This is a genomic window from Novosphingobium sp. B 225 (assembly GCF_002198665.1).
Lineage (GTDB): Bacteria > Pseudomonadota > Alphaproteobacteria > Sphingomonadales > Sphingomonadaceae > Novosphingobium.
Genome location: NZ_MWLM01000002.1, coordinates 22,782 through 43,261 on the forward strand (window position 1 = coordinate 22,782; position 20,480 = coordinate 43,261).

The 20,480-nt window shown below is 59.4% G+C and carries 18 protein-coding genes; all 18 read left to right on the top strand.

The features are described from left to right. Positions 1–11: 11 nt before the first annotated feature. The 18 genes from MNBBLIKP_RS00135 to MNBBLIKP_RS00220 all read left to right on the top strand — a co-directional run bounded on the left by MNBBLIKP_RS00135 (position 12) and on the right by MNBBLIKP_RS00220 (position 20,447). The gene (locus MNBBLIKP_RS00135) at positions 12–1,337 is read left to right on the top strand and encodes a serine hydrolase domain-containing protein (RefSeq protein ID WP_140420473.1); all 1,326 of its coding nucleotides are present in this window, start codon (positions 12–14) and stop codon (positions 1,335–1,337) included. Beyond that, on the top strand, positions 1,334–2,668 hold the full coding sequence (locus tag MNBBLIKP_RS00140) for a DUF1254 domain-containing protein (RefSeq protein WP_217896634.1): 1,335 nt from the start codon (positions 1,334–1,336) through the stop codon (positions 2,666–2,668). The genes MNBBLIKP_RS00135 and MNBBLIKP_RS00140 overlap by 4 nt, the downstream gene beginning before the upstream one ends. Before the next feature lie 51 nt (positions 2,669–2,719). Then, on the top strand, positions 2,720–3,742 hold the full coding sequence (locus tag MNBBLIKP_RS00145) for an alpha/beta hydrolase (RefSeq protein WP_254912857.1): 1,023 nt from the start codon (positions 2,720–2,722) through the stop codon (positions 3,740–3,742). A 50-nt stretch (positions 3,743–3,792) separates the two neighbouring features. Beyond that, entirely contained in the window at positions 3,793–4,401 is a 609-nt protein-coding gene (locus tag MNBBLIKP_RS00150; RefSeq protein ID WP_176399575.1) for an alpha/beta fold hydrolase, read from the top strand. Positions 4,402–4,537: 136 nt separating this feature from the next. Beyond that, entirely contained in the window at positions 4,538–5,302 is a 765-nt protein-coding gene (locus MNBBLIKP_RS00155; RefSeq protein ID WP_088306489.1) for an SDR family NAD(P)-dependent oxidoreductase, read from the top strand. Between the two features lie 53 nt (positions 5,303–5,355). Continuing rightward, complete coding sequence (locus MNBBLIKP_RS00160) at positions 5,356–5,703, top strand: nuclear transport factor 2 family protein (protein WP_088306490.1); 348 nt, start codon at positions 5,356–5,358, stop codon at positions 5,701–5,703. A 167-nt stretch (positions 5,704–5,870) separates the two neighbouring features. Then, positions 5,871–6,812: a LysR family transcriptional regulator gene (locus tag MNBBLIKP_RS00165; RefSeq protein WP_088306491.1), complete on the top strand. Its 942-nt coding sequence runs from the start codon at positions 5,871–5,873 to the stop codon at positions 6,810–6,812. 212 nt (positions 6,813–7,024) lie between these two features. Continuing rightward, on the top strand, positions 7,025–7,459 hold the full coding sequence (locus MNBBLIKP_RS00170; protein WP_176399576.1) for a GlcG/HbpS family heme-binding protein: 435 nt from the start codon (positions 7,025–7,027) through the stop codon (positions 7,457–7,459). Positions 7,460–7,464: 5 nt separating this feature from the next. Continuing rightward, on the top strand, positions 7,465–9,228 hold the full coding sequence (locus MNBBLIKP_RS00175; RefSeq protein ID WP_088306494.1) for a CocE/NonD family hydrolase: 1,764 nt from the start codon (positions 7,465–7,467) through the stop codon (positions 9,226–9,228). Further along, positions 9,228–10,379, top strand: a complete 1,152-nt coding sequence (locus tag MNBBLIKP_RS00180; protein ID WP_088306495.1) for an acyl-CoA dehydrogenase family protein — start codon at positions 9,228–9,230, stop codon at positions 10,377–10,379. The genes MNBBLIKP_RS00175 and MNBBLIKP_RS00180 overlap by 1 nt, the downstream gene beginning before the upstream one ends. A 26-nt stretch (positions 10,380–10,405) precedes the next feature. After that, a complete protein-coding gene (locus MNBBLIKP_RS00185) occupies positions 10,406–11,908 on the top strand; it encodes a flavin-containing monooxygenase (RefSeq protein ID WP_088306496.1) in 1,503 nt (500 codons plus the stop codon). Further along, a complete protein-coding gene (locus tag MNBBLIKP_RS00190) occupies positions 11,905–12,666 on the top strand; it encodes an SDR family NAD(P)-dependent oxidoreductase (RefSeq protein WP_088306497.1) in 762 nt (253 codons plus the stop codon). The genes MNBBLIKP_RS00185 and MNBBLIKP_RS00190 overlap by 4 nt, the downstream gene beginning before the upstream one ends. Positions 12,667–12,691: 25 nt before the next feature. Beyond that, complete coding sequence (locus MNBBLIKP_RS00195; RefSeq protein ID WP_176399577.1) at positions 12,692–13,621, top strand: VOC family protein; 930 nt, start codon at positions 12,692–12,694, stop codon at positions 13,619–13,621. Between the two features lie 43 nt (positions 13,622–13,664). Continuing rightward, on the top strand, positions 13,665–14,507 hold the full coding sequence (locus tag MNBBLIKP_RS00200) for a fumarylacetoacetate hydrolase family protein (RefSeq protein WP_088306500.1): 843 nt from the start codon (positions 13,665–13,667) through the stop codon (positions 14,505–14,507). Positions 14,508–14,509: 2 nt separating this feature from the next. Then, positions 14,510–15,985 (top strand): bifunctional 3-(3-hydroxy-phenyl)propionate/3-hydroxycinnamic acid hydroxylase MhpA, encoded by a 1,476-nt coding sequence (mhpA, locus tag MNBBLIKP_RS00205; protein ID WP_088306501.1) that lies wholly within the window; start codon positions 14,510–14,512, stop codon positions 15,983–15,985. 41 nt (positions 15,986–16,026) lie between these two features. Further along, complete coding sequence (locus tag MNBBLIKP_RS00210; protein ID WP_217896635.1) at positions 16,027–16,968, top strand: SDR family oxidoreductase; 942 nt, start codon at positions 16,027–16,029, stop codon at positions 16,966–16,968. Between the two features lie 73 nt (positions 16,969–17,041). Continuing rightward, positions 17,042–18,109, top strand: coding sequence for an aromatic ring-hydroxylating dioxygenase subunit alpha (locus tag MNBBLIKP_RS00215; RefSeq protein ID WP_088306503.1), 1,068 nt, complete (start codon positions 17,042–17,044; stop codon positions 18,107–18,109). A gap of 175 nt (positions 18,110–18,284) precedes the next feature. Continuing rightward, positions 18,285–20,447 carry a TonB-dependent receptor gene (locus MNBBLIKP_RS00220; protein WP_088306504.1) on the top strand — a complete coding sequence of 721 codons (2,163 nt, stop codon included), beginning with the start codon at positions 18,285–18,287 and terminating at the stop codon, positions 20,445–20,447. Positions 20,448–20,480: the final 33 nt, after the last annotated feature.

Here is a 20,480-nt window from a genome sequence, read left to right on the forward strand (position 1 = left end):
AGATGAGGCCAATGGTACGGCGCTCGATTGCACTCGCGGTAGCGGGCGCGATGCTGGCGCCTGCGGTACCCGTCGCCGCGGGCAGCGCAAAACAGGCCGCGCACGTGCGAACCGCCGTCGCCGGCTTCGATGCCGCTCGCCTGCAGGAGCTGGACACGGCCCTGTCGGGCGTCGTTGCTAAGGGCGATGTGCCGGGTCTGACCTATATGCTAGTCCGACACGGCAAGGTCGTGGCGTTTAACTCGTTCGGCCAAGCCTCACCCGCACGCGGTCTTGAGCAGTCTAACCAGACCATCTTCCGGATCTTCTCGATGACCAAGCCGATTACCGGCGTGGCCATGATGATGCTGTACGAAGATGGCAAGTGGAAGCTCGACGATCCGATCACCAAGTTCTTGCCGGAAATGGCCAACCTCAGGGTCATTTCCGGTGTCGATCCCTCCGGCAAGCCGATCACCTTGCCGGTCAAACGCCCGCCGACCATGCGCGAGCTGATGAGCCACACGGCCGGTTTCGGCTATGGGCTACTCGGCCGCAATCCGGTCGACGACATGTTCCGCGCGCGTGCTGTCAACGGTTCGAAAAATCTGGCCGAAGTGGCGGCCAAGGTGGCCGACATTCCGCTCAAGTTCCAACCCGGCGAGGGTTGGGATTACAGCATCGCCGTCGATCTGCAGGCGCGGATCGTCGAAGTGATTACCGGTGAAAATTATGGCGCCTATCTCCAGCGCCGCGTGCTCGGCCCGCTAGGTATGAAGGACACCGCCTTCTATGTTCCGGCTGAAAAAGTTGGCCGCTTCGCCGATCTCTATGGCCTTGATCCCAAGAGCGGCAAGATCGTCCTCTTGCCTCCAAGCTTTGCCCCAAACTTCAATTTCACTGATCCCAATCGCCAGCAGTCTGGCGGCGGCGGACTGGTTTCGACCGCCAGCGACTATGGCCGGTTTTGCCAGATGATCCTCAACGGCGGGAAGTTGGGCAAGGTCCGCTTGCTCAAGCCCGAAACGATCGCACTGATGGGGCAGGATGTCATTCCACAAGGCGTGCGGCCCGACAACGGCCTGGTTGGAGGCATGGGGACCACGGCTTTCGGCTTTGGTCCGGGTGTGGGTTTCGGCCTCGACTTCATGGTGATCAAGGATCCGAAATCCGCGCGCCTGCCGGTCGGGAAAGGCACTCTCAGCTGGGGCGGTGCAGCTGGAACCTGGTTTTGGATCGATCCTGAGAATGACCTCTACTTCATCGGCATGATCCAGCGTCTGGGCGGTTCGGCCGGGATGACCGATCTGCCCGGTTTGTCGCAGCGACTGGTCTATCTGGCCATGACCCAGCCATGAAGGTAGCTGCACAAATGGATCGCCGCGCATTTCTGGCTGTAACAGGAGCGATTGCCATGCTGCCCGCAGCACGTGCCCTTGCCGCGCAGGGCGATCTGAAAGGCGCAGCGCGCGAAGCGTGGATTTATGCGTTGCCGCTGATCGAAATGGCGAACACGCGCCAGGCGCAATCACCCGGACTCGTGGTCAACCGGTTCCATCATGTCCGCAAGTTGACCGATCCGTCGCGCAGACAGGTTACTGCCCCAAACAACGATACGCTGTTTTCCAGTGCCTGGTTCGATCTGTCTCAAGGGCCGGTTACCCTGACCGTCCCTAACGGCGGGCACCGCTATCTCGCCGTTCAGCTGCTCGATATGTACACCAATACCAACGCTTGCATTTCCAAGCGGACCTTTAGCCGCGAGATTGGGCCGGAAGGTGGAACCTTTACTTTGGTCGGCCCGGGACAGCGCAGCAAGGGACCCAATCCGATCCACCTGGCCACGCCACATGGCTGGGCACTCGCGCGGATACTGGTCGATGGGCCCGATGATCTGAACGCTGCCTGCGCGGCGCAGGACTTACTCAGTTTGAGCGGCCCTGCCATTCCCGCGGCAGGGGGCTACGCGCGCCGCAACGCCGCGCCTGCGGACTATTTCACAAGCGCGGCCCGGTTGCTGCAGTCCGATCCACCGCCCAGGCAGGATCGCACAGCGCTGGCCCGCTTCGCGGCCCTGGGGCTCAGACCCGGCAAGCCGTTCGATCCCGGCAGGCTATCCGCCAGCGACTTGGCCGAGATCGAGGCCGGGATTGCCGAAGCCCGCAGCAAAATCGTATCCGCAGGCAAATCCGCCCACTTCATTGACGGCTGGAGCTATCCAAAGGCCAATCTAGGCAATTTCGAACAGGACTATGACTATCGCGCCATTGTCGCGCTGGTCGGGCTTGCGGCCAATACGCCGGAGGAAGCCCTATACCTTTCGCCGCAAGGTGAGAGTGGCCGCCTGTTCACCGATGATGGGCCCTACAGGCTGCAGCTGCCTACGCCGCCGCCGGTCGAGGCTTTCTGGTCGCTGACCATGTACGAGGCGACTGATGAAGGTCAGCTCTATCTTACGGCAAACCCGCTCGACCGTTATTCGATTGGGGATCGAACCAAGGGCCTGCGCACCAACTCCGATGGCAGCCTCGACATTTGGATCAGCCGAAGCGATCCGGGCGGCGACCGAACTGCCAACTGGTTGCCTGCGCCCGCGAGCGGTCCTTTCAGTCTAAGCTTTCGGGCCTACTGGCCACGGGAGGAATTCCGCGATGGGCGCTATCGGTTGCCGCCGATTGAACGGGTCTGACGAAAAGGGAATTCGATGGCGCAAACTAGGCTGGATCGACGCGAATTTGGTTTGGGGGTTATCGCTAGCGGTGTTGCGCTTGGTCTGAGTGGCACGTCCCGGGCCGGACCAACCGGGACTGCAGCGAAGCCAGATCGCTTCGCGCTGGTTGATCACGAACTGGTCGAAGCTGCGCGAGCGCTGCCAGACTTTACCGTCGATGCCAAATCGCTTCCGATCATGCGCGGGCTGCCTGCCAGGCCGATTGCACCGGCTCCTGCTCCGCAGCCCCTGTTCCGCACCATTCCCGGCCCAAAGGGCGCGCCCGATGTCCGGATCATGGTCATCGATGGCACTGGCGGAAAGCCGGATAGTCCCGCCTATCTGCACATGCACGGTGGCGGCTTTGTTGGTGGGCGGGTGGATCAGTATCCGGCAGCCTATCAGGCGCTGGCACAAGCGAGCCAATGCCTGATTGTCTCAGTCGACTATCGACTAGCTCCGGAAACGCGTTTCCCCGGTGCACTGGAAGACAACTACGCGGCGCTACGCTGGCTGCACGGCAATGCCGCAGCTCTTGGCATCGATCCGAAGCGCATTGCAATCGGCGGTGAGAGTGCCGGGGGCGGTCATGCGGCTATGCTGGCAATTGCCGTGCGCGATCGGGGAGAGTTCCCGATAGCCTTTCAGCTGCTGGTCTATCCGATGCTCGACGACCGCACCGGATCGACTGTCGCGCCGCCTGCACACGTTGGGCAATTCGTGTGGAACGCCGGGTCCAATCGGTTTGGCTGGGCGGCGCTGCTGGGCCAGGCTCCCGGGTTGACGACGGTTCCCCCCGGTTCGGTCCCTGCCCGGGTCGTCGATCTGGCCGGCCTGCCTCCTGCGTTCATTGCGGTGGGCGGGCTGGACCTGTTTGCCGCTGAGGATATTGAATATGCCGCCCGTCTCAATTCCGCTGCAGTTCCGGTCGAATTGCTGGTTGTGCCGGGAGCCTATCATGCCTTCGACGGACTGGTGCCGAATGCGCGGGTCTCGCGCCAGTTTCGCGCTGCAATCGTCGATGCGCTGAGGCGCGGCATGGGCATCCAATGACCGAAATGACTCACTGCCTCACTCGCAGAACAGCGTTAGGGACAATTGCCATGACTCTGGCGGTGCCAAGTCAAGTCGCCGCAACCAGCTCTGCTTGGCGGCTCGCAGCGTCAAGTCGGTTGATTTCGTACCGGAGCGATGCCGAGAGCGATCCTATCACGGTCGAAGTGCTGCTGCGGGGCAAAGGACCGCTGGTTGTGCTGCTACCTTCGCTGGGCAGGGGGGCAAGCGATTTCGACGACCTCTCGACCCGGATTGCGGCCGCCGGGTTCCAGACAGCAGCCATCAATCCGCGAGGGATCGGCGCAAGCAAGGGACCCGCGGCTCGGACGCTGGCTGACTATGCCCGGGACACCTTCGAAGTGATCAAGGCCGTGGAAGGGAAGCACCCCATCCAACCCTTGGTGCTGATTGGGCACGCCTTCGGCAACCGGCTGGCGCGGGCCTTTGCCTCCCAATACCCCGAGTCAGTCTCGAGCCTGATCCTGCTCGCATCGGGAGGTCAGGTCGCGATTCCTCCCACCGTAGCGAAGGCGCTCTTTGATGTGTTTGATACATCGCAATCGCCCGAGCCGCACATTACCGCAGTGCGCACAGCCTTCTTCGCGCCCGGCCTTGCCGGAACAGCCAGAGAAGCTTGCGCAGCTTGTTGTCGGTAGGCTTGGAAAACCGAAAGCAAGAACGGGATATCCGCGCCAATAGGCATTCGTCATGACTGCCATAAACCGGAACAATTTTCTGCGAAGCAGTGGCTGAGTTACGGGCTGGCTTCGATCAGCGCTGGAGGGGATTGTTATGTCGGATCTGGATGGGAAAGTGATCCTGATTACAGGAGGTGCAGGCGGTATCGGTACGGCATCCTGCCAAGTCCTTGCTGGCGCAGGCGCAAAATTGGTGATCAGCGATATTGCCGTGGAGGCCGGACAGGCAATTGCCGATGCGATTTGCTCCAAGGGTGGTGAAGCGATTTTCATGCGGGCCGACTTGTCGTCGGAAGAAGCGATAGAGGCGTTGGTCGATCGGACTGTCAGTCACTTTGGCCGGATCGACGGCGCTTTTAACAATGCCGGGCTCGAACAGCACAATACGTCAATTGATCAACTTTCGCTCGCGCAGTGGAACGCGGTGATGCAGATCGATCTCACGGCGGTGTTTCTGTGCATCAAGCACCAGGCGCGCGCCATGCTTGCCAACGGCGGCGGAGCAATAGTCAACACGGCGTCAGGATTGGGACAAATCGCAATTCCCAATGCCGGGGAATATGTCGCCGCCAAACATGGCGTGATCGGGGTCACCCGCGCTGCGGCGGCCGACTTCGGGGCAAAGGGCATCCGGGTAAATGCAATCCTTCCGGGCATCGTGCGCACGCCGATGATCGAACGGCTAAGTCAGGATCCCGCCTTCAGTGGCCACATCGATGGGCTCAGGAAAAGGCACATGATGCAACGCTTTGCCGAGCCGACCGAAATAGGAGAGGCGGCAAGATGGCTTCTCTCGGACCGTGCATCCTTTGTGAACGGCATTGCTCTGGCCGTTGATGGCGGTGCACTGGCCAACTGAAGCCGACGGTCGCGGAGTCAAGTTTCTCGTTCAGGATTCGGAGAGTATTTCAGATGCAATGGTGGTCCGACTATTTCGAAGATGTCGATACAATGGATGCGGACAGGTTCGGCATGTGGTTCGCTGAAGATATCACTCTGCACTTCAACAACCATCCGCCGATCCTCGGACGCGAAGCCGTGCTGGGTTTTCTCAAGTCGTTCACATTGAACTTCAAGAAGCTGCGTCATCGGCACGGTGATCTAATCGGCGACACCGATCGTGCAGCTGGCGAAGCAATCATCACGTTTACGCGCAATGACGACCAGGAGTTCGAAGTTCGCGGTGTGACAATGGTTACGCGCAAAGAAGGCCTGTTTAGTCGCATGGCGATCTACGCTGATTTTTCAGATCTATATTGAGAGAAGAATACTCTAAAAATCATGAGTTTGTTGATGATTTGAAGTGACGCGAAGATGTGCCGTAAGACTCGACTCGGCAAGACCGCTGGGCTAGCCTTGACCAGCTTGAACGACGCGTAGTCTGCCGGCTTCGCAGCCATAAAGATCGGCAGGCGGTTTGGGAAAAGATGCACTTCGAAGGGCTCGATCTTAATCTCCTCGTCGCGCTGGATGCGCTGCTGAGCGAGCAAAGCGTCACTCGCGCAGCTTCGCGCCTTTGCGTCACGCAACCCGCAGTCAGCGTTGCGCTGCAAAAGCTGCGAGTGCAATTTTCGGACCCTTTGCTGGAACGTGTTGGCAGACGGATGGAGCTGACGCCTTTTGCCAGGGAATTGGTGATTCCGGTCAAGGAGCTTCTGCATCAGATCCGCACTGTGGTGGAAAGCCGCTCCGGCTTTGACCCGCAATGCGATAGCCGCAATTTCCGGTTGCTGATGTCAAGCTCGATCGCCGAGATTTTTGGAGTTCCGGCACTGCGGGAACTGCGCGGGGCCGCGCCAAACGTTCATTGCCAGGTCGATGTGTTCGTGGCGCCGGATATGCTTCGCCGATTGCAGGACGGTGAGATCGATCTGTGCATCCAGGTCTTCCAACCAGGCGTCTGGGAGCAAGTCTCGGATATTGAATCCATTTCACACGAAGCCTTGTTCTCCGATCACTATGTACTGGTGGGCGATGCATCTAACCGGCTTCTCGCCAATGGATTAGATTTTGACGCCTTTTGCCGGATTGATCACATCGAAACCCGGTTCGGGGGCAATTTGATGAGCTTGCCCGAGCGCGGCCTTGCTGGCATTGCAAAGCGTCCGAAGACGCCTTTAATCGTTCCCACCTATAACCTGGCCATTGCTGCTGTGCTGGGTAGTCAGATGACCGCGATTGTACCAAGCCGGGTTGCCGGGGCACCTTGGCTTCAAGACAAGCTCTCCATTGTCGAGCCGCCCTTCGAGATTGGCCCGCTTGAGCAGCACATGATCTGGCACAAACGCAATGACAATGACCCAGGCCATTCCTGGTTCCGTGGTTTTCTGGGAAATTTTGGAGCTAGAAACATGACGCCGGTTGTCTGATCCGGTGCGGCGCTAAGATTGCTTCAGCGCGATAAGCTTCAACAATAGCACACATAAAAACAAACCATTTCTCACCCTTCAGCGCGCTGCCTAGCGTTTTGGAACCGATGGGCTGGCAAATTCAGCTGAGGGGCTGGCACTTGCTCCAATCGGCAAATCATCAGGCGGCGCGGATGTTTGCCCATCCGTGCACAGGGATCGAGGACACCACAATGAGCTCCGCAACCGATATTACCGTTACCGCTGCGAACCTCTCGCTTGCTGCAGCTCAGAAGGCGATTGCGGCCGGTGTCAGCGCGGCGGCCGAGTTGGGGATACCAATGAGCCTGGTCGCGGTTGACCGGGCCGGACAGATTGTCGCCTCGGCCCGTATGGACGGGGCCAGTGTCATGACCTCGGACATCGCTTTCAAGAAGGCATGGACAGCTGCCATGGCGGGCGCACCCACTGCCTATGTGATGAACTTCGTCACGAGCGATCAGGGTTCGACCATGTCGATGCCGCAGGTCAGCAATTTCACCGTCATTGCGGGTGGATTGCCGGTTTCGGTGGGCGGAGGCTGCGTCGGCGGTATTGGTGTCAGCGGGGCCAGTGCCGACCTGGATCTCAAGGTTGCCGAGGCCGCACTTGCCGGTCTGGCGGACTAAGTCACGTGTTCGCACAGAACTGGGAGGTTTCCCGGCGTGAGCATGGGGTGATTGCACAGCTTGATGTGCTTATCACCATGTCGGACGGGGTGCGGGTAGCGGCCCAGATATTTCGACCGACGACGCCCGGGCGGTTTCCGGCAATCCTCGGTGTGCATGCCTATGATGCCGAAATGCAGTATGCGCCTTCGCGCCCACAGGCGGTTCAGGGCAAGAACGCTCAGGCCGAGGCGGGCGATCCCCAGTTCTTTGTCCGGCGCGGTTATGTCCATATCATGGTCAATGCGCGCGGCACGGGCCGTTCGGAAGGCGAATACGGCCATTATAGTCCACGCGAAGTCGAGGACGTGGTCGAGGTCATTGCCTGGATCGCCGAGCAGGACTGGTGCGATGGCAACGTTGGCATGTTCGGGGTTTCCTATTTTGCAGTCTGCGCAAAACAGGTCGCTGCACAGAACCCGCCGGCACTGAAGGCGGTCTTCGCGCCATATGGCTACACCGATTTCTACCGCGACAAGTTCTACCATGGCGGCATTCTTGCCCACAGCTTCCTGACGAACTGGTCCAGGCATCTGGCCGGAGTGAGGGTCAAAGGCTGGTCGTGGGACGCCCTTGGCAAGGACGAATACGAACGGCGCCTTGCAATGCTGCGAGCCGATCGTGAAATACTGGCCGTGCCTGAACTGGCAGGTGCGATCGCCGCTCCCGACAAGGGGGCCAATCCCCTGATCGTCGACGTGCTGATGAACCCACAGGACGGACCCTATTGGCAGCAGCGCAACCCGATCCTGGAAGACATAAAGGTCCCGATCCTGATCGGTTCGTCATGGGACATGTACTTCCTACACCTGCCCGGGGAATTCCGCGCCTGGGAACGGATCACAGCGCCCAAGAAGATGATCGTCGGTCCACCGATCTATCTTGATCGACCGATCTATCAGTACGCATTTGAATCGCTGCGATGGTTCGATCACTGGCTGAAGGGCAACGATACAGGATTGATGGATGAGCCTGATGTTCGCCTGTTTGTTACGGGCGGCGAAGGCTCGTGGAAGTCGGGCGAAAGTTGGCCTCTGCCTGAAACGGTGTGGCACCCTTTCTACCTTCATGGCCGGGGGCTGCTTAGCGAACACGAGCATTGGCCTCACGAAGGGGGCAGCAGCTATGAGGACAACAGCTACAATGCGCGGGGAGGGGTAGCTTTCGCTTCACCGCCGATGGTGGAGCGCACAGAAGTTATCGGGCCGCTGACCGCCACGATCTATGCCTCGACTACCCAGCCTGAACTTCTGTTGTTCGCTTCGCTTTGGGATATCGACCCATCTGGCAACCAACGGCTACTCACACGTGGCTGGCTCAAGGGCTCGATGCGCAAGGTCAACATGGAAAAGTCGCGGCCCTGGCTGTGGCAGTACGACTTCACGCAACCAGAGCCCGTTGCCACGGATGGGCCGCAACGCTTCGATATAAATCTGGTTCCGACAGCCAATGTCTTCGAGAAGGGGCACCGGATTGGTTTGCGTATCAGTTCTTCGGATCAGGACCCGGTCGATAGCTTGTTCGACATGTTGGGGCAGGGGCACCTGCTTCTGCAGAGGTCTTCGTGGGTGACGATCTTCCATGACGCCGACCACCCTTCGGTGCTTCATGTACCGGTTACCTCAGGCAATGTGATCGGTACCTTCATGTCTGGCGGCGGGGGCGCGGCGAGGAAAGTCGAAGGATCCAAGGCAGCGCAAGGCAATAACACTTCGTGGGACAACTGGTGATGGAACAGGATATTATCAAAAAGGCCGAGAGCCTGCGCGATCTGATCGAGGCTGAAGCGGCAAAGCCCGAGAATTCCGGAACAATGTCGCCGGTTGTGGTTGAGGCCTTGCGCAAGCACGAGCTGTTCTGGCTGCTTGTTCCTGCGGATTTGGGGGGGCAGGATGTCGAGACTACCGCCTTCATAAGGCTGATCGAGGAAGTCGCCAGCTCCGACGCGGCGACGGCATGGACGTTGATGGCCAATTCTGTCGCGACGATGGTTGCGGCGGTCTATTCGAGCGATGCCCATATTGAGCGGATGTTCGGCGGTGCAAACAAGCCGATCATGGCATCGACCTATGCGCCAAGCGGACGGGCCACCTTTGCCAACGGCGTTTACCGAGCAGGAGGCAGGCACAGCTTTGGCAGCGGTATCGCGCATGCCGATTGGGTTTCCGGCGCACACATGGTTATGGATGGCGAGGCTCCGGTGATGCTGGACAACGGCATGCCCAAGGTCGTCGGTGCGTTCCTGCCCAAGGACCAGATTGAGCTTGCCGGAAACTGGGATGTTGTCGGGCTGCAGGCCACCGGCAGTTTCGACTATGTGGTCCCAGAGCAGGACATTTCGGCCGATTGGATCTTCAATCAACACTGGACCGAGCCGCAGCGGGAATCACTCGCTGCGCAGCTGGGTACTATGGTTGTCGTCTGCGCTGGCCATACTGCGGTCATGCTGGGAATGGCACGCCGCGCGCTGCACGAGGCGGCCCGGATCGCCAGTCAGCGCAAGCGTCTGCATTCGCCCGATTGCATCGCGACAACGCCGGTGTTCCAGAATGAGTTCATGAAGCACGAGGCGCTTTTCCAGGCGGCTAGGGCGCTGACTCTAGATACGTTCAGCCATGCCGACCGCTTGGCAGGCCAAGGCCAGGCCATGACCGATCTCGACCTTCAGCGCGTTCGTCAGGTTACGACCTGGACGCATGGAGTGTGCAAGGACGTTGTCGGCTTCGCCTATGGCTCGGTCTCGTCGTCGCTGCGCAATCCCAGCGTTCTGGGCAAGTACCTCGTCGATTCCTCGGTCGGCGCTCAACACATCATCGCCAATGCCATGTCCCTGATCGATGCGGCTCCGCCGATCATCGAGAATTGGGCGGGAAATCGGTGATCCGAAGCAATGCGGGAACGGCAAACATGAACAGCAAGCAGAATTCTTCGGCTACGGAAAGTCCGCTCCGCTTTGTCATCATAGGTGCGGGCATGGGCGGCATCCTGACGGCCATCAAGCTCAAGGAAGCCGGATTCAACAATTTCGTGATCGTCGAGAAGGGCGACAGTGTCGGGGGGACCTGGCGCGAAAATTCCTATCCGGGGCTGCACTGCGATTTCCCGTCGCACTTCTACAGCTATTCATTCTTCCATAACCCGAACTGGTCCCGCCGTTTTTCGCCGGGCGCCGAGATCCGCGACTATCTGGAAAGCGCTGCGCGCCACTTCGGGGTTCACGAGGCGATCCAGTTCAACATCAAGGTGACCGAGGGGCGCTGGGACGGTGCCGCCTGGACGCTGGAGCTTGAAGGCGGGCGCTCGCTCCAATGCGATGTGCTGCTGGCAGCGACCGGCTATCTCCATGTTCCCAATTTTCCAGACATCGACGGCCTCGACGATTTCGAAGGACCCAAGTTCCACACCGCGCAGTGGGATCATTCAGTCGCTCTGGAAGACAAGCGAATTGGCATTATTGGCACGGGATCGACCTCAACCCAACTGGTCGCCGAGTTGGCCGGTAAGGTCAGGAATCTTACCGTCTTCCAGCGTACTCCGCAGTGGGTCGTCCAGCAGGACAACCCGGCCTATTCCGAAGCCGAAAAGCGCGCATTCGCAGAAGATCCTTCGTTGCTCGTCAAGATGTACGAGGAGCAGAAGGCCGAGATGGTTGCGCTTGCCGACGGTGCGATCCTGGGCGGAAATGCCGATGCCAGGGCCTATCTGGTAGCGAACGTCCACGAGAACCTGGCGCGGGTGAAGGACCCGGAACTGCGCCGCAAGCTGACCCCGGACTATGAACCTGGCTGCAAGCGCATCGTGATTTCGCCCCGGTTTTATGAGGCGATCCAGGACCCAGGCTGCGAACTGGTGACCGAACCGATCGACAGGATCGAAGCAGGCGGGGTCAAGACCGTCGATGGCACCCTTCACGAGCTCGACGTGCTGGTCATTGCCACTGGCTACGACACCCAGGCCTTTTTCCGCCCGCTAAACCTGATTGGCGAGGACGGGCGGCGCACGGACGAAATCTGGCAGAAGCGTCCTGTCGCGTTTCGCACAATGACCATCCCCCACATGCCCAATTTCTTTATGGTTGAAGGCCCCTTCAGCCCGATCGGGAATGTCTGTGCGTTCCTGACTGCCGAGTTGCAGGTCGCGCATATCATCAAGCTTATCGAGGTCGTGGCCGAGCAGCACGTCGCTATCGCCCCGCGTGAGGACAAGACGGCCGAACTTCTGGAAACCTATCGGGACGCCGCCCGAACCACGATCTGGGCGACCGGTGGATGTGTCAGTTGGTACCAGGACGACGAAGGGGTTCCTACGCTTTATCCCTTCTCCAATCAGACCTTCGAAGCGGAGATGACAACTGACCCAGATCTGACCGAATATGTCCTAACGCCGCTATCTGGTCGAGACATGTCTTGAGCGGGCGGCTTGAAGGCAAGGTCTGCCTAATTACCGGTACCGGCGGCAGCATGGGCGGAGCGGCAGCCAGGCTGTTCGCCAGGGAAGGCGCAAAAATTGTAGGCTGTGATCTTAACCCCGATACTTCGCGAACCTGCGTGGAGGCAGTCCAGGCAGCGGGCGGCGAGATGGTTGCGTTGGAACCCTGTGATTTGCGTGACCCGGAAGCCTGCAGCGCGCTGGTGGCGCTGGCGCTTGAGTCCTTTGGCAAGCTTGACGTGCTCTTCAATAATGCCGCTGATGCGCACATTGGCTGGATAGAAGAGCTATCTACCGAGGCCTTCGCTGCCACGCTGGATGCCGAGGTCAATATCGTTTTCAATTTGACCAAGGCTGCGTGGCCGGCCCTTCAGAAGAAGGGGGGCTCAATTATCAACATGGCCTCAGTCTCGGCCTGGATAACTTACCAGGCGTTGCCGGGGCTGGCCCATTCGGCAGGCAAAGGCGCAGTGCTTTCGATGACGCGCCATCTGGCGCTCGAAGGTCGCCATCACGGCATCAGGGCGAATTCGCTCTCACCGGGATTAATTGAAACTGGAGCGACGCGCGAGCTTCTGGCTATGCCCGAATTTGCTGGACCGATGATCGACAAGATCATGCTCGCCCGGCCCGGGCAGCCGGAAGAGGTGGCTGCGGCTGCGCTCTTCCTCGCATCAGACGAAAGCAGCTTCATCACAGCGACCGACATTCGGATCGATGGCGGAACCACGGCTTGGTGATTGCTGCGCGAACTGGAGAAATATCATGCCGGTCCTTGGTCTTACAGGGTATGCGCTTGAAGTTCCCGATCTTGAAGTTGGTGCGGGATTTTACACCGATGCCGGGCTGACAGCTGAACGCACCGCGGATCAAGTGATTCTGCGATGCCGGGCTAGTGCTCAGCCCGTAGTGGTCCTGGCCCAGTCAGCGGGACCGATGCGGCTGCATCATGTCCGTCTGCGCGCCGAAGCGCTCGATGAGATCAAGGACCTGGTGCCGCGCCACGGGGGCACCGTGGTTGCGCCGCCCGAAGGTTTCGAATCCGAAGGTCTGTGGGTGCGTGATCCACATGGCGTGCTGTTCAATCTGATTGACTGCGCTGCTCTTTCCGAAGTCGTTGCCGAGCCGCCGTTTTCGATCAACGCCCCCGGCCGGATCGTCAGGGTACGTCAGTCGGCCATGCTTCCAGTAAGCAGCTATCAGCCAGTGCAGCCAAGGCGACTTGGTCACGTCGCGATGTTCACGCCCGATGTCATGGCCAGCGTCAATTTCGTCTGTCAGGCGCTGGGTATGGGGCTGGCCGACAGGGCGCAGGATATCGTGGCTTTCTGCTGCGCCACGCGCAACAGCGACCACCATGTTCTGGCCTTTGCAAAGTCGCCGGGGACGGGACTACATCATGCCAGCTTCCAGGTTGCTGACCCTGATGAGGTTGGCCGTGCAGGTCACGCTCTCGCCGAGAAGACTGGAAAGGGCCACTGGGGATTCGGTCGCCATACAATCGGATCGAACTTCTTCAATTACATCCAGGACCCTTGGGGGTCGTGGCTTGAGTATTACTCCGACATGGATTTCATCGACGACCATGCGCTGTGGCAGCCGACGAACTACGGCATGGAAGACGCCATGGCTAACTGGGGGCCGCCGGTCCCCTCGGATTTCGTTCATAACTATCAGGCCAAGACTACGGCGTGACAATTGAGGTCGCAGCCGTGAGCAACTTTTCGGGAGCAGCAGAATGAAGATTGGCCTGTTCGACACCGGCAAAGGCCCCGAAACCGGGCTGATAGAAGGCGACTGCATTTATCCGATCGGTGTCCCAGGCGGGATGATCGATCTGATCGGACAGTGGCCGCAGCTGCGGGATTCAATCGCCGCAAGGCGTGCAGCGGTGCCCGGCCTGCCCCTTGCATCGGTGCGTCTGCTTGCGCCGGTACCCAGACCAGGCAAGATCTTTGCGATCGGGCTCAACTATGCGGATCACATAGCCGAAAGCGGAATGGGTACGCCGCCGCAGCAGGTCTGGTTCACCAAGGCGGCAACTTCGGTGAACGGACCGTTTGATCCCATCCAGATCGCAGTGGGCGGAGCCAACGTCGACTACGAGGTCGAGTTGGTTGCAGTCATCGGCCAAAGTGGCAAGCACATCAGTCGGGAGGACGCCTCGAACCACGTCTTCGGCTATTGCGTTGGCAATGACGTGACCGAGCGTGCCTGGCAGCACGCCACGCCGCAGTGGTCATTGGGAAAATCGTTCGACACGCATGCGCCAATCGGTCCGTGGCTCACCACGGCAGATGAAGTTCTCGACCCGCACACGCTTGATATCAAGTGCCTGGTCAATGGCGAAGTGCGCCAGGCATCAAACACCCGCAACCTTGTCTTCGATCTCTGGGATCAGATCGCCCATCTTTCGCAGGCGATGACGCTCGAAGCGGGTGACCTCATCTTTACAGGCACACCTGGCGGTGTGGGTGCGGCGATGAAGCCACCACGCTTCTTGTGCCCAGGGGACGTGGTTCGATGCGAGATCGAAGGGCTTGGGGCGATTGAGGCCCCCATGCGTGACGAGAAGGTCTGAATATGCCGGGTTATGATTGCGATGTGCTGGTTGTCGGTGGTGGGCGAACTGGTGTAACACTTGCGCTGTTTCTTGCGTCCGCGGGTGTATCGACGCTCGTCGCTGAACGGGAAGCCGCTATCTATCCTCTCCCGCGTGCCGCCCACATCGATCATGAGGTTGTGCGCATCCTGCAGAATGTCGGCGTGGCCGAAGAGGTCATGGCGAGCAGCAAAACAGGCGGCCGGTATGAGTTTTTGACCGCTGACCGGCAAGTGCTGCTCAGTTTCGACTGGACCGAGCCGGGGGCGTCGGGCTGGCCATTTTCGAACATGATCCACCAGCCTTCGCTTGAGGCCGCGCTGCGCATGCGTCTCGCTGGGCAGGCGAAAGCGCAATTGCAAACTCAGTCGACCTTTATCGCTTTGAGGTGCGACGAAGAGGGCGTTGAAGCCAGTTTCGAGACCCCAGACGGTCCGAGGATCATCCGCGCACGCTATCTGGTCGGAGCTGACGGGGCGCGTAGCCCGGTGCGCGAGGCAGCGGGGATCGAAATCGACGACCTGGGTTTCGACGAACAATGGCTGGTAGTCGATACCATCGTCCTTGATGCATCCCGTTTGCCTGACCGCAACTTGCAGATCTGTGACCCGGCAAGGCCGACCACTTGCGTGCTGATGGGCAATGGCCGTCATCGCTGGGAATTCATGATGAAGGAAGGCGAACAGTCCGACGCGGTGCTGCAAGATTCGTTCATCGCCGAATTGTTGCGACCCTGGGACGTTGACGGCGCCGTGAGCATAGAGCGCAAGGCGGTTTACCGTTTCAACGCACGGCTGGCGAAGCAATGGCGGTCCGGACGGGTCCTGCTGGCCGGTGATGCTGCGCACCAGATGCCGCCTTTCGCCGGACAAGGGATGTGTTCGGGGCTGCGCGACGCGGCCAATCTCTGGTGGAAGCTCGCCGACGTGATCGACGGCGTGGTAAGTGCTGACGCGCTGGACGCCTATCAGGCCGAGCGTGAGCCGAACGTTCGCGGAATAATCGAGATGGCAATCTTCATGGGACAGACCGTGTGTGTCGCTGACCCGGAACAAGCCGCCGCACGCGATGCGGCCATGCTGGCTGACCGCGCTGCGGGCAAGAGTCCCGACGGCGCGACGTCCTATCCACCGATCAGTGCGGGCCGGATCCTGCCGGGTTCCGAAGGGGCGGGTTCCTATTTTCCGCAGCCTTGGTCGCGCGGCGACCAGCCGACGCGCCTGGACGAGGTAACCGGTCCCGGCGCCATTCTGTTGTCGCGCGTCGCCATGGTGGGCTCCGGACAAGGAGGCTTACGGATAATGCTGACGTCAGATCCAGCACTGGCTTTCTGCCAGGCCGAGCTTGAAGGCTGGCTCGATCGCCATGGCGCAAAAGCCGTCCTCGTCCGCCCTGATCACTACGTTTTTGGCACCGGGACCGGCGAACAATTGCTGCACGCCTGGGCTTCGGCCTGATCTTTACAAATTCGTGAGCCGAATCAGCGAAGGGATTCAATTTGACCAAGCCACAAGACATCGCGCAGCCAGTTGGGAAGGGGCAGTCCGGGGAACCCAAAAAGGTACTGCTGGTCGGTGCGACCGGCTTTCTTGGCGCGAAGATTCTCGCAAATCTGGCGCAAGACACCAGCGTCAAGGTCTCTGCCATGTCGCGCAAGGACCGGCCCTTCGACGCCGCGACGTGCGTCGAATGGGTTCGCGGCGACCTGATGGATCCGGCATCGCTGGACAAGGTGCTGGCCGGCGTGGACGTCGTGGTGAGCTCTGCCAATGGCTACATGAAAGAGAGCATCGAGACAGACTTTCAAGGAAACAGAAATCTGGTTGATGCGGCCAAGCGGGCCGGCGTTGGCCGGTTCGTCTTTCTCAGCATCGTCGCCTGCGAGAAGGCGGTAGATGTGCCGCACTTCCATGCCAAAAAGGTCGCCGAAGACCTCATTGTCGAAAGCGGTGTTCCATACATTTTTGTCAGGGCCCCGGCCTTCCTCGACCAAAGTGCCGACTACGTAGCGGACGCGGTCAAAGCGGGGCGGTTCTATGCAGTCGGGGACAAGACGACCCGCTGGTCCTATGTGCTGACCGACGATCTTGCCGCCAATCTGGCCAGTGCAGCCAGCAACCCAGGCGCCGAGATTGTCAACCAGACGATCGACATTGGATGGCGCGACGGTCCCAAGAGCCAGGAAGAGTTAGCGCGGATCATTTCCCACCTTCTCAACAAGCCACTATCCATCTGGACTGTGCCCTGGATCGTCTTCCGGCTGCTGGCGCGCCCGGTAAGGCTGTTTTCGGAGCTGGGCTTCGATCTGATGCAGATGTTCCTTTTCTTTCGAAAGGGCGAATTCGTGTCCGAGATTTCGCGTCAGGAACAGTTTTTCGGTCCCGCGCCAACTTCGCGTGACGCGATCGCTCGCTGGGCAAAGGCGAATTCGCTGATCTGAACCGCTTTGTCGCCAGGTCGCGCCAGGCCTGCAACACGTGCGTCGTTTTTGAAACCCCATCAAGGAGCAGATCATGTACCCACTTGAGACCGGTAGCTTTGCCCCTCGCAATCATTGGTATGTCGCTGCATGGTCATCGGAAATCACGCGATCACCGATAGAACGCATCCTGCTCGGGGATTCGGTTGTTTTCTTCCGGACCACTGACGGTGCAGTTGCGGCACTTGCCGGAATTTGCCCGCACCGCGGATTTCCCCTCGCCAAGGGCGAGCTGATTGCCGACGAGATTGAATGCCCTTATCATGGGTTGCGGTTTCGGGCAGATGGCGCCTGCACTCTTGTTCCTTCCCAAAAGGTGGTGCCCGGGGCTTGCCGCTTGCGGACCTATCCCGTCACCGAGCGCTGGCAATGGGTCTGGATATGGATGGGGGACCCCGAGCTGGCCGACGAAGCCCTGATTCCGGATCATTTCGAAGCCAAGTTGACGGACCCGGAGTTTCGCTGCGCAGGCGGTAACTATTTCGACGTACCAGGGCGATACGTACTCCTCCATGACAACCTTCTGGACCTCAACCACGTCCCGTTTCTTCATAAAGGAACCTTCGGCGGTGACGGCGGAGGCGCGATCCAGATTCCCGAAGTAACCTCGGGAGAGAACTGGATTTCCTGTACGTTCACGCAGCCAGCGATTGATTGCCCACCGTTTCTTGTTGAACTTTTGAGCTATTCCGGTCTCGTCTCGCGCAAGTACGTCAGCTATTTCTACGCGCCATGCCTGCACGTCATACTTGATTCAATCAGCGCACTGGATGCCGAAACGGGCGAAGCAAAGCCGCTTGGCGCATTGCTTCACATCCATGCCGTGACCCCGGCAACCGAAAGGAGCTCCCACTACTTCCAGGGCGAGGGGCAGAATTTCTCGCATACCGAGCCGTGTCTGTCGAAGGCGTTTCGCTCAAGCGAGATGGTTAAGGCGGCGTTGGAGGAAGACGTGTCTGCCGCGATCGAGATCGAGAAGAGCATCGAGCTCACAAATGGGACTTTGCCAGAAATTCTTTTGCTTGCGGACAAGGCTGCGGTCCTGGGGCGCAGGATGATCCAGGGTCTGATCAACCAGGAGAAAACAGCAGTACGGGGCTGAGAGTCAGGTCCCTGTCTGGCCGCCGATGCACCTGCAGCCAGAGTGCTTGGCTGAGTGCTGAATCAAGGATAATTGAACGGTATTCCCGGCATAAGAAATAACAATTTTCGGACCTGCACGGCACCTCCTACACCGAATCAAACGGCTCTCGTGAAGAGCCTTGGGAGGATCTGCGATGAAAGTGACCATGCCTGCGTCCGTTTGCATTCTGACTCTGGCCTTTTGCCTTGCGCAGCCAGCCTTTGCTCAGGAGTCCGACACAGCGGCACCCAAGGACGAGACTGCGGGGGGATTGGATGAAATCGTAGTAACTGCGCAAAAGCGCGAAGAGCGGTTACAGAATGTACCGGTCGCCGTGACGGCCTTCTCGGCAGACTCGCTTGAAGGTAAAGGCGTCCGGACAATGACGGACCTGGGCATGGTTACGCCGGGTCTAGTTTTCCCGACTTCCGGGATCGGCGGCTCGCCCCGCATCCGGGGCGTTGGCACCCAAATTTCCGTTGCCGGCAACGAGAACTCGGTCGCGACCTATGTCGATGGGGTCTATTTCCCTTCTGCCGGTGCCAACGTCATGGCGTTCAACAATATCCAGCAGGTTGCGGTCCTTAAAGGGCCGCAAGGAACCTTGTTTGGTCGCAACGCAACCGGCGGTCTCATTCAGATTACAACACTCGATCCAGGCGGTGCGTTCAATGGCAATGCTGAGATTGGCTATGGTAACCGCGATACGATCAGCGGAAATGCCTATCTCGGCGGCAGCCTCTCAGACGGATTGGCTACCGATCTGGCGGTCAGCTACAAGAACCGCCGCGACGGCTTCGGCACGAACCTGTTCAATGGACAGGATGTCGGAGCGTCTGAATCGTTTGCCGCGCGCAGCAAGTGGAAGGCAAAGCTGGGGCCTGACACAAGCGCAACGGTGATCCTGGACTACACCCACATCAAAGGCAGCTTTCCTGCTTACCGACCGGCTCCCGGGACCTTGCCATTGACCGGAGTAGCGTTCGCTGGCGACAAGTTTGACGTCAATTCCGATGTTCAACCGCTGTCGGACAGCGAAGATTATGGGGTCAGCCTCAATCTCAGCCACGACTTCGGCGGGGCCAAGCTTGTCAGCATTTCGGCGTACCGTCACGGCGACTGGAAGTTCGCATTTGACTCCGAATCCCTGCCGCTCCCGATCGTGAGTGCGAGCGGGACGGTTCCGGATCGGATGTACAGCCAGGAGTTGCAGCTGGTTTCGAGCGGCCAGGGATCGCTCAACTGGGTTCTGGGGCTCTACTATTTCAATCGCAAGAGCGGCTTCGTTCCGGCTCAGTTGCAGGCCCCCGCACTTGGCTTCATCCAGGACTTCACCACCCGGCAGAACACTGAGTCCTTTGCCGGTTATGGCCAGGCGACCTACAAGATCAGTGATCAGACCGCTGTTACGCTCGGCCTGCGACTGACCACTGAAACGAAAAGTTTCGCGGCAAACGGAGTGTTCCATTCGCTCGCTCCAGTCTTCGACGCTCCGCTCGGCCCGACCGCACGCAGCGACAAGGTGACCAAGCTGACCTGGCGAGCGGCGATCGACCATCACCTTAATCAGGATGTGATGATTTATGCCTCGTACAATCGCGGCTTCAAGAGCGGAGGATACGATCCGACCAGCGTTGCGGTCGCTTCCTATATCCGACCTGAAGTGCTCGATGCGTTCGAGTTGGGTCTAAAGAGCGAGCTGCTCGATCGCCATCTGCGCATCAATGGCTCGGCATACTACTATGATTTCAAGGATATCCAGCTCAACACGTACATTAACGGACTGCCGGCAGTGTACAACGGCAGGCAGGCCAAAACCTATGGCTTTGATCTGGATGTTACCGCTATGCCCGCGACAGGACTGACCCTGACTGCCGGCCTAGGCTATGTCCATGCCCGGTTTGAGGACTTCCTGATTTCGCAGACTGCGGCGCTTCCCGCCGGGGGAATTACCCAACTGCCTGACGGCAGTGCGAAGGGCAGGCGTTTGCCCAACACGCCGGATTGGACGGTCAATCTTGGTATCGAATACAAAGTGCCGCTGGGCGAAGCGGAGCTGACATTATCGGGCGACTACTTCCACTCCAGCAAGTGGTTCTCGGCTCCTGAAAACCGCAGCCAACAGCCAGCCTATTCGCTGGTCAATGCCTCGGCCAAGCTCTCATTTGCCGACGATCGTTACAGCCTGATGTTTTGGGGCAAAAACTTGGGCGATGTCGCCTATGCCAGCCAGCTTTTCAATCAGGTACCGGTTGCGGACGTTGTGGCCTTCGCTGACGGCCGGACCTTCGGTGTCACCTTTGGGGCCAAATTCTGATTGAGCGCCTTCAGGGGGACGAATTTCGTGTGG